This window comes from Candidatus Angelobacter sp. (assembly GCA_035607015.1).
In the GTDB taxonomy this organism is placed as follows: domain Bacteria; phylum Verrucomicrobiota; class Verrucomicrobiia; order Limisphaerales; family AV2; genus AV2.
This window is the reverse complement of the sequence record DATNDF010000335.1, coordinates 1-3,478: the sequence shown is the minus strand read 5'-3', so window position 1 is coordinate 3,478 and position 3,478 is coordinate 1. Positions and strand designations below refer to the sequence as shown.

The 3,478-nt window shown below is 60.3% G+C and carries 4 protein-coding genes; all 4 read right to left on the bottom strand.

Going from position 1 to position 3,478, the window contains the following annotated elements; genetic code table 11:
- The coding region (locus VN887_13515) for an ABC transporter permease (protein ID HXT41023.1) at positions 1–250 on the bottom strand (250 nt) is incomplete at its 3' end.
- A complete protein-coding gene (locus tag VN887_13510) occupies positions 247–945 on the bottom strand; it encodes an ABC transporter ATP-binding protein (protein ID HXT41022.1) in 699 nt (232 codons plus the stop codon). The genes VN887_13510 and VN887_13515, both read right to left, overlap by 4 nt.
- Positions 942–2,153: an efflux RND transporter periplasmic adaptor subunit gene (locus VN887_13505; protein HXT41021.1), complete on the bottom strand. Its 1,212-nt coding sequence runs from the start codon at positions 2,151–2,153 to the stop codon at positions 942–944. The genes VN887_13510 and VN887_13505 overlap by 4 nt, the downstream gene beginning before the upstream one ends.
- 131 nt (positions 2,154–2,284) lie before the next feature.
- A complete protein-coding gene (locus VN887_13500; GenBank protein HXT41020.1) occupies positions 2,285–3,322 on the bottom strand; it encodes a methyltransferase in 1,038 nt (345 codons plus the stop codon).
- Positions 3,323–3,478: the final 156 nt, after the last annotated feature.

Below are 3,478 nucleotides of genomic sequence, written 5' to 3'. Positions count from 1 at the left end.
AGACCGCAGAAACTCCCGGGATACGGGCAATCCGCGCCTTGTAGGCATAGGGCAACGGTTGAATGAACGAGACCCGGTGGCGGACGATCAAGCGGTTGGCGTCCGCCATGTTCACGCCGCCGGCAAGGGCGAGTTTGAGGGCGCTCAACAGACTGAACAGGACAAACGCGACAAGAATCGAGAGCAACGTCAGAATGGTCCGCAGCTTCTTGCGCTTCAGATTGCTCCAGACAAGGTAGAGAAATTTCATTCCGGTTTCGTGGCCGAGAGCTGGCCCTTGTCCAGATACACCGTGCGACTGGCGCGCGCCGAGGCATGCGGATCGTGTGTGACCATGATGATGGTCTTGCCCTGCTCGCGATTGAGCGCCTGGAGCAGAGCCAGGATTTCATCGCCCGATTTGCGGTCGAGGTCCCCGGTCGGTTCGTCGCACAACAGGATCGTGGGGTCGGTGACGATGGCCCGGGCGATGCCGACGCGCTGCTGCTCGCCGCCCGACAGCGTGCGCGGATAATGTCGCGCGCGGTGCGACAGATTGACGATTTTAAGCGCGGCCTCGACGTGACTCCTGCGCTCCGCCTTTGAAAGATGCGTCAGCAATAGCGGCAATTCAACGTTACGCTCCGCGTTCAGGACCGGAAGCAGGTTGTAAAACTGGAAAACCAGTCCGACGTGACGCGCGCGCCAGGCGGCGAGGGCGCGATCGGACATCTGGTCAACATGCTCGCCGCCGATTTCCACGGACCCTCGCGTCGCCCGGTCCAGGCCGCCGATCAGGTTCAGCAAGGTCGATTTGCCCGAACCTGACGGGCCCATCAACGCAAGGAAGTCGCCCTTCGGCACTTCAAGATTCAACCCGGACAACACATGGATCTCTTCTGAACCACGGCGAAACACCTTTTCGACATCTTTGACTCGGACGAGAACTCCGTTGTTTGTGCTCATCGTTTTGCCTCCGTTACACGAACACCATCGGCCAGATCATCCGGCCCTTCGACAACCACCCGTTCCCCGCCGTTCAAGCCGGCTGCGATGGTGACCTCATCATTCAGCGCGGCGCCGACGGTCACAGCGCGCCGCTCAACGCGGCCCGCCTGCACGACCCACACAACATCGCGTCCATCATGCCGGCGGACTGCTGTTTTCGGAACGGAAACACTTTTTGCCGACTGTCCCTCCCCGGCGCCCTGGAACGCGACCTTCACTCCCATATCGGGCAGAATGCGGGATTCAAGTTTGTCGAACCCGACGCGTACTTTCACCGTAGCCTTCTGCCTGTCGGCGGTGGGAATGATGGCGATGACCTTCGCCGGGATATGCCAGTCCGGGTAGGAATCAAGCGTCGCTTCGACGCGTTGTCCCGGCTCGACCCGGTTGATGTAACTTTCGTTCACGTCCACTTCGATCTCCAGCGAACTCATATCCACCAGCGTGCAGATGCCGGTGCGGGTGAAACTTCCGCCCGCAGACATCGGTGAAATCATTTCGCCCGGCTGCGCATTCTTGGACGTCACGATCCCGGCAAACGGCGCACGGATGATGGTATCGTCAAGTTGTTGTTGCCACTGCGCAACATCCTTTTCGGCGACCACGATGTCGGCCTTCTGTTTTTCCAGCCGCGCGCGCAGCGACTTGGCATCCGCTTCGGCCCGGTCGAGATCCGCCTGGCTGGCAACCTTGTTTTCGGCCAGTTGCGTTACCCGGTGAAATTCACGGTCCGCCTGTTCGAGGTTGGCTTTTGTTTCGTCCAGCGCCTTGCGGGACGATTCCAACTGCGCCTCGGCGAGATGGAGGCTTTTCTCCACGTTCGATGAATCGATCCTCGCGAGCACCTGTCCCGCTTCAACCTTCAGGCCTTCTTCCACCAGCACTTCAATGACTTTGCCGGTCACTTTCGAGGAGACCGTCGCCTGCCGCCGCGCCGTCACATAACCCGACGCGTTCAGCAGCGTTTTCTGTCCCCCGGTCGCCGCCTGTTGCACAACAATGGTGCGCACGGCCGTTGCCCGTGGCCGGTTCAACCACCAGAGCAACCCGGTAACCACGATCACAACCGCGGCGATCCCCGGCATCCAACCGGCACGCGGCCGGCCCCGGGGCGCCATGCCGCGGTCAATGCGCAACTGCTCGAGCGTCTGTTTGTCTGGGCTCATGGCTACGGGCGCGAAGAGCAAATCCGTTCCTGCGGCGCCGGTCAAGCCCGCGAGTGTCGCCGTTCAACCTTTGCGGATCGTCCACGCTGCCCTTCACTGCCCGGGACGGAATCAACCATGGCCCAGACCGCTCAGGCGCGTTTATGGGTGACAATGATGCTTCGACTCGCCGCCGTGGGAATCAACTGTGTCTCGCAGAAACCGGCCTCCTTCAAATAGGACTCCATCTCGGCAACCGAGTAGCATCGTCCTTCGGTCGAATGCATCAACATCACGGAATACTCCGCCACGTGCAGCGGTCCGGACTTGTCCCTGTTCAAATGCGCGTCGTGAATCACGAGCCTGCCGCCGGGCGCGAGCGAATTGAATGAAGCGGCCAGGAGTCGTTTCACCACCGGCACGTCCCAGTCATGAAGCACATTGGAAATCAAGTGAACGTCGAAGCCGGCTGGCAAGGGGTTGGTAAACATGTCACCTGCGATGACAGACACACGGTCGCCGAAACCGCGTCTGGCAATCGCGCTCCGCGCAACTTTGTCAACCGGCGGTTTCTCGAACACGACGGCCTTGAGATGGGGATGATGCGCGACCATCGAGCACGCGTAGATGCCCGAGCCGCCGGCGATGTCGAGCAGCCGATGGTGATTGCTCAAGTCCAGTGCCTTGGCTGCCGCCCGACCCAGGCAAACGCCGCGACAATCCATCGCCCGCGTGAATTGATCCGCGAAAGCTTCCTCCTCCATCGCCCTGGCCCATTCTTTTTCGCTCTTAAGACTGCCCCAGTTGGCGGGTTTGTCGGTACGCAGGACGTTGAGCAGATCGTTGCACACCGGCCGGTCTTTGAGCGATGCGTAATACGGGCCGATGAACCACGGAGAAGTTTTGACCAGATGTTCGCGCGCAAGTTGTGTCAAAGAGAAAATCCCGCCCCGATTTTCCAGGAATCCCATCGCTGTGAACAGCGTCAACATCACGTCAGCGGGACGCTCCTTGATCCCGAACCCGGCGCAAATCGCCTCCAGACCCGCCGGTTTCGCCGCCAGCCCTGTAAAGAAATCCAGATGCACCAGGGCGACCGTCAACATGTCGGCTGCATAGAGCGCGTCACGACAGCGGTAGATGGCCGTTGGATCGGTTTCCGGCGCCAGCGTCAGTTCGGTCGGTTTCATCCTACGGTTGCAACGTGTGGACAGTGTCCACCTGCGTGATCTTCCATTGCCCGTCAATCTTTTTGAATAACACCTTCAATTCCTGCACGACCGTGTTCTTCTCACCGTTGATGTCTGCGGTCGCCGTGACCTCCGCCGTTGCCGATTCCCGATTCG